General features: G+C 70.1%; 5 protein-coding genes. 4 read left to right on the forward strand and 1 reads right to left on the reverse strand.

Annotated features, from left to right (window positions below; translation table 11 throughout):
• The 3 genes from G3O06_RS45675 to G3O06_RS45685 all read left to right on the forward strand — a co-directional run.
• The coding region (locus tag G3O06_RS45675) for an iron chelate uptake ABC transporter family permease subunit (RefSeq protein ID WP_205820015.1) at positions 1-197 on the forward strand (197 nt) is incomplete at its 5' end.
• Positions 194-994: a siderophore-iron reductase FhuF gene (gene fhuF, locus G3O06_RS45680; RefSeq protein ID WP_205820016.1), complete on the forward strand. Its 801-nt coding sequence runs from the start codon at positions 194-196 to the stop codon at positions 992-994. The genes G3O06_RS45675 and fhuF, both read left to right, overlap by 4 nt.
• Positions 991-2028 (forward strand): iron-siderophore ABC transporter substrate-binding protein, encoded by a 1038-nt coding sequence (locus G3O06_RS45685; protein ID WP_205820017.1) that lies wholly within the window; start codon positions 991-993, stop codon positions 2026-2028. The genes fhuF and G3O06_RS45685 overlap by 4 nt, the downstream gene beginning before the upstream one ends.
• A 175-nt stretch (positions 2029-2203) precedes the next feature.
• Here G3O06_RS45685 and G3O06_RS45690 read toward each other — a convergent pair whose 3' ends face one another.
• Positions 2204-3949 (reverse strand): cyclic peptide export ABC transporter, encoded by a 1746-nt coding sequence (locus G3O06_RS45690; RefSeq protein ID WP_174912278.1) that lies wholly within the window; start codon positions 3947-3949, stop codon positions 2204-2206.
• 271 nt (positions 3950-4220) lie between these two features.
• Between G3O06_RS45690 and G3O06_RS45695 the strand changes: the two genes are divergently transcribed.
• Positions 4221-6737 (forward strand): non-ribosomal peptide synthetase (locus tag G3O06_RS45695; RefSeq protein ID WP_205820018.1); only part of this gene is annotated, 2517 nt, incomplete at its 3' end.

The raw sequence follows: 6737 nt of genomic DNA on the forward strand, positions 1-6737 counted from the left end.
TGCGCCGGCACCGTACGCGGTTGTGGCTCGCGGCCGCATGCGGCGCGCTGATCCTCGGTGTGGCGGATCTCGCGGCGCGTACGGTCGTCGCGCCGCGCGAAGTGCCGGCCGGCGTGCTGACCGCGCTGATCGGCGCGCCATACCTGCTCGGGCTGCTGATCCTCGAGGGGCGCCGCGCCCGGCGCGCAGGGCGATGACACCGTCGCTCGACGCCGCGCGCGCCACGCGCTTCTCGGCGTTCGCGCCCGAACCGTTTGCCGAACACCTCGACGTCGTCTGGCTCGGCATGCCCGACGACGCGCCCGCGCCGGGCCGCCTCATCGTGCCGGTCAGCGCGTTGCCCGCGCACCGCGACATCGTGCTCGACGCGATGGTCCGCCATTACGGCGGCGATCCGGCGCAGCATGCGCGCGCGCTGATGTCGCAATGGAGCAAATACTATTTCGGCCGCGCGGCGCCGGCCGGCGTCGTCGCCGCGCTGACGCTCGGCCGGCCGCTCGACATGACGCCCGAACGCACGTTCGTCGCGCTCGACGACGGGATGCCTGCCGCGCTGTACTTCACGCACGATGCGCTCGGCGCACCGTGCGACGACCCGGCACCACGCTATGCGGGGCTCATCGCGCATCTCGGCGCGGTGATCGACCTGCTCGCGGCGATGGGCCGCGTCACGCCGCGCGTGCTGTGGAGCAACGCGGGCAACCTGCTCGACTATCTGCTCGATACGTGTCGTTCGCTGCCATGCGCCGCCGATCCCGTCCGCGATGCGGACTGGTTGTTCGGTTCGAGCTGCGTGCACGGCGAGCCGAATCCGCTGCGCGTGCCTGTGCGCGACGCCGTGCCGCGCTCGGCGCTGCTGCCGACGCCGTTTCGTACGCGCCGCGTGTGCTGCCTGCGCTATGAAATTCCTGGAGAAACGCAACTGTGTGGAAGCTGCCCCCTGCTACTGACGATGGACGACGCGGCGCTGGCCGAGCAGGACGCGATCCGGTGACGGATGCCGGCCGCCGGCACGCGCTTGGCGCGCTCGCGGCGCTCTGCGCCGCGGGCTGCGGCGCGCTTTCCGCAGCGTCCGGCGCCGTTGCCGCAACGCTCGATGTCCATCGCGCGCAGGGCGTGCGTGCGCCGGGCGCGGTGTCGCTGGCCGGCAATCCCGTCGTGTCGCAGGCGAGCGCGACGATGCCGGTGCGGCCGCAGCGCGTGGTCGCGCTCGACTTCATGTTCGCGGAAAGCGTGATCGCGCTCGACATCGTGCCGGTCGGGATGGCCGATACGGCGTTCTATCCGGGCTGGCTCGGCTATCAAAGCGACCGGCTCGCGAACGTGACCGACATCGGTTCGCGCCAGGAGCCGGGCCTCGAAGCGATCGCGGCGGTCAAGCCCGACCTGATCATCGGCGTCGGTTTCCGTCACGCGCCGATCTTCGACGCGCTCGACCGGATCGCGCCGACGATCCTGTTCCAGTTCAGCCCGAACGTGTCGGACGGCGGCGTGCCGGTCACGCAGCTCGACTGGATGCGGCAGATCTTCCGGACGATCGGTGCGGTGACGGGGCGCGACGCGCGGGCGCAGGCGGTCGACGCGCAGCTCGATGCGGGCATCGCGCGCAATGCGACGCGGCTCGCGGCCGCGGGCCGCAAGGGCGAGCGCGTCGCGCTGCTGCAGGATCTCGGCTTGCCCGACCGCTACTGGGCCTATACGGGCAACAGCACGTCGGCGGGCCTCGCGCGCGCGCTCGGGCTCGACCCGTGGCCGAAGAAGCCGACGCGGGAAGGCACGCTGTACGTGACGTCGGCCGATTTGCTCAAGCAGCGCGAGCTGGCCGTGCTGTTCGTGACCGCATCCGGGATGGAGGTGCCGCTGTCCGCGAAACTCGATTCGCCGGTGTGGCGCTTCGTGCCCGCGATGAGGGAACACCGGATCGCGCTCATCGAACGCAATATCTGGGGGTTCGGCGGGCCGATGTCGGCGCTGAAACTGGCCGACGTGATGACCGATACGATGCTGAAGCTGCCGGTCGTGCGTTGAGTGCGCGGCGGTCGAGCGGCGGATGACGCCGCTTCGACTTCGACGGGCAGGGCATTGGGGCCGGCCTGACTCGTGGTGAACCACCCACGCGCCCGAAGCATTTCCTTCTGAAACGAAAATCGCCGACGCACTGCCATTGCAGCGCGTCGGCGATTTTTTTGCATCGACTGCCGCGTTACGCGCTCAGCGCATCGACGCCATCCTGCGCGCGCGATCGCGCCGGCGTCGTGTCGCTGACGATGCGCCCGTTGTCGAGCTTCAACAGGCGGTCGGCGAGATCGAAGTAGCGGTCGTCGTGCGTGATCACGATCACGGCCTTGCCGCGCGCGCGCAGCTCGGGCAGCAGTTGCTCGTAGAACACGGCCTTGAACGACGGATCCTGGTCGGCCGCCCATTCGTCGAACAGGTAGAACGGCCGGTCCTCCAGGTACGCGACGACGAGCGCGAGCCGCTTGCGCTGCCCGGTCGACAGCGCGCGGGTCGAGAATGCGCCGTCGACCACCTTCACCTTGTGATCGAGGGCGAGTTTCGCGACCAGCGCGTTCGCGCGGGCATCGGCCTGCGCGCGGGACGGATCGTCCGGATCGACGATGCCGAGCAGCGCATCGAACAGGTGGAAATCGTTGAACACCGCGCTGAAGCGCTGCCGGTACGCGGCGCGCTCGCGCCAGCCGATCGTGCGGCCGTCGACCTCGATCGTGCCTTCTTCCGGCTCGTAGAGCCCCGTCAGCACCTTCGCGAGCGTCGTCTTGCCGCTGCCGTTGCCGCCGACGATGAACACGAGCTCGCCCGGCTGGATCGTCAGGTTGATCGGCCCGATGCTGAACATCCGTTCGTCGCGCTCGTGGAAGTACGCATGCGTGACGCCGCGCAGCGTGACGGCGCCGGCCGGCGGCACGTCGGGTGCGTCGGACGCGGGCGGCACCGTGCGCAGCGCGCCGAATTCGGCCATCACGCCTTCGATCCGCGTGAGCGACACGCGGGCCGCGTTGACGGTCGGCAGGTTGTTCAGCAGCCCGTCGAGCGGCACGAGCATGAACAGGAACACGACGACGTAGCCGGCGGCCGAGGCCGGATCGGCATGCACGCCGAGTTGCGGCCAGAACGATGCGATGCCGAGGAACACGTAGAACAGGAAGATGATCCAGCCGACGCCGACCGCATACGCGCTGAACGCGCGACGGCGGTGGTCGCGCACTTCGCCGATCGCGGCGCCGAGCTGGCCGTCGACGAACTGGCGTGCGCGTTCATCGTGCAGCTTCAGTTCCTTCGCGCCGGAAAACAGCGAGCCGAGATAGCCGAACAGGCGATCCTGCGCCTGGCCGGCCGCCTCGAGCGACGCGATCGCGCGGCGGTCTCCGGTGTGGTAGCCGAGCGAACCCGCGATGATCGCGGCCAGTGCCAGCAGGCATACCGGCCACGACAGCCACGCGAGGTAGCCGAGGCAGCCGAACACGATCGAGCCGTGCATGACCAGGTTCGGCAGCGCGAAGAACAGCATCGACACGTTGGTGGCGTCGTCGGTCAGCACCGACTGCACGGGTGCCGCGCCGATCCGCTCGATGTCGCGCAGCTCGGCCGCGCCGACGCGTCGCGCGAGATGCACGCGCAGCCGCGCCATCGTGTCCTGCGACAGGCGGGCAAACAGCGTGCCCGACACGATTCGCGTGACGAGCGCGATCACCGCGCACAGCGCGAAGCGCCACGCGAGCGACGCATCGGCGGCGCCCGGCTGTGACAGCGCGCGGTTCAGCGTCGCGACGAGCAGCACGCTCGCGACGCCGTTCAGCACGCACGCGGTAAGCGCCAGCGCGAGCGACGCGCGGCTTTCGCGCAGCAGCGCAAGGATCAGGCGCGCCGCGGGGCGGGCGGGGGATGCGTCGAGGGACGGCGGGGAAGAAGGCTCGTGGGCGGCTGTCATCGGCAACGTCGGTAAAGGGAAGGCAAGCGAAAACGCGGAAACGGCAAAACTGACGTGAAAGCGGCGGGCGGGGCGGGGCCCCGTTCCGGCGTTCCTCCCTGATAGACGAACGGGCCGCGCAAATATTTAGCGGCGCGTTCAAAAAAGCGTTCGCACGGGCTTTGAGCACAAAACGGTAAAAAATCGGCTGCGCCGTTCGTCACACCAGTGAAGCCGCCCCAAGCGGCCCCGAGACTTGGCCGAAGCGGCCGGACCGAAGGACTTCACGCACATGACGAGTTTCCCGACTGCGCTGCATCACCGAATCCGCGAACTGGCGCGCCTCGCGCCCGACGCACCCGCGATCGCGGTTCCTTTCCAGAATGACTTGCGCCTGTCGCGCGGCGCGCTCGACGCGCAGGCGTCGCGGCTGGCCCGGCAACTGCGCGCGGCCGGCGTCGGCGCGGAAGTGCGGGTGGGCGTGTGCGTCGAGCGTTCGTGCGAACTGTTCGTCGCGCTGCTGGCCGTGCTGAAGGCGGGCGGTGTGTTCGTGCCGCTCGATCCGCGTCATCCGGCCGCGCGCCTCGACTGGATCGTCCAGGATGCGCAGTTGCGGCACGGGATCGTCGACGCGGCCGGCCGCGCGGCGCTCGGCAAGCCGTTCGAACACGCGTTCGACGCGGCATTCGAAGCAGAGGGCGGGGAGGAAATCGCTGCGGATGACGAGGCGGTATCCGTTCACCCGCGTTCGGCCGCCTACATGATCTATACGTCCGGTTCGACCGGCACGCCGAAGGCGGTCGTCGTCGAACACGGGCCGCTCGCCGCGCACTGCGATGCGCTCGCGGCCGCGTTGCCGATCGAGGCCGGCGACCGCCTGCTGCATTTCGCGTCGGTCAATTTCGATGCCGCGCACGAATGCTGGCTCGCGCCGCTCGCGACCGGTGCCAGCATTGTCGTGGCGCCGCCGCAGCCGTTCGCGCCGGATGCCGCACATGTGCTGATGGTGAGTGAATCGGTCAACGTGGCCGCGTTCCCGCCTGCGTACCTGCGCGAATTCGCGGCGGTGGCCGCGCGCGACGGCGTGCCGCCGGCCCTGCGCGTGCTCGCGTTCGGCGGCGAAGCGCTGCCGCAGCAGGCGTTCGAATTCGTGCGCAGCACGTTCCCGTCGGTACGCCTGATCAACGGCTACGGGCCGACCGAGGCCGTCATTTCGCCGATGCTGTGGCCGGTCGAGCCGGGCGAGACGCCCGTGCTGGCCGCCGACGATGCGTACGCGTCGTTGCCGATCGGCCGCGTGATCGGGCCGCGCGTCGCGCGTGTCGACGGCGGCGAGGCCGATGGCGTGGGTGAGTTGCTGCTGGGCGGCGTCTGCGTCGCGCGTGGCTATCACGGCCGTCCGGCGCTGACGGCCGAGCGTTTCATTCCCGATGCAGACGGCGAACCCGGTGCGCGCGTGTACCGCACGGGCGACCTCGCACGGTTGCGCGACGACGGCGCATTCGACTATCTCGGCCGTCTCGACGATCAGGTCCAGGTGCGCGGCGTGCGCGTGGAACCCGCTGAAATCGCCGCGTGCCTGCGTTCGCACCCGGCCGTGGCCGACGCCGCCGTGGTCGCCGAAACCGGCAACGGGCCGACGCGGCTGATCGCGTGCGTCGCGCTGCGCGCGGCGGCCGACGATGCGGCGCTGAAAGAACATGTGACCGCGCAACTGCCGGCCGCGTGGCAGCCGCACCGGTTCGTGCGTTGCGATGCGCTGCCGTATACGCTGAACGGCAAGATCGACCGTGCCGCGCTGCGCGAGAAGATTGCCGCTGCGCGCGACACCGTGCAAGGCAGCGGCGACGCGCCGCGCACGCCGACCGAACAGCAGCTCGCCGGCCTCTGGCAGACACTGCTCGGCCTCGATGTCACGCCGTCGCGTGACGACCGTTTCTTCGCGCTGGGCGCCGATTCGCTCGCCGCGATGCAGTTGCAGGCCGCGATCCGTGCCGCGGTACGCGTGAACCTGCGGCTCGATACGCTGTTCGCCGATCCGGCGCTCTTCGAACTGGCCGAAGCGGTCGATCGTGCGGAGCGCGAAACCGGCGAACCGCTGGCCGCCATTTCCGCACGTCGCGTGCCGGCCGAAGCGGGCGTATCGGAAGCGCCGCACGTCGATCGCGCCGCATCGCTCGCGCAGCAACGTTTCTGGGTGCTCGCGCAAACACGTGACGCGAGCGCCGCATATCACATCGCCGCACACTGGACGATCGACGGCACGCTCGATCGCGCTGCACTGCAGCGCGCGCTCGATCACGTGATCGGCCGTCACGAGGCGTGGCGCACAACGCTCGTCGACAACGATGACGGTGTCGTGATGCAGCGGATCCACACGCATCTGCCGGTGACGATCGCCGACGTCGACCTGCGCGACCAGCCGCCCGCTGCCCGCGACGCGCAAGCCGCGCGTCTCGCCGAGCGCGATGCGGCCGAACCGTTCGACCTCGCGCGCGGCCCGCTGCTGCGCGCGACGCTGGTCGCGCTTGCCGACGACCGTCACCGCCTGCTGCTGACCGCGCATCACGCGATCACCGACGGCTGGAGCTCGCGCTGCGCATTCGACGAACTGTCGGCTGCCTATCGCGCGTATGCCGAAGGCCGCGAACCGTCGCTGCCCGAACTGCCGATCCAGTACGCCGACTATGCGGACTGGCAGCGCGACATGCTGGCCGGCGGCGAAGGTGAACGTCAGCTCGACTACTGGCGCGGCGCGTTGCGCGACGTGCCGGGCCCGCTTGCGCTGCCGGTCGATCGTCAGCCGGGC

Origin of the sequence: Burkholderia sp. Ac-20345 (assembly GCF_017104825.1) — a bacterium.
Taxonomy (GTDB): Bacteria; Pseudomonadota; Gammaproteobacteria; order Burkholderiales; family Burkholderiaceae; genus Burkholderia; species Burkholderia lata_B.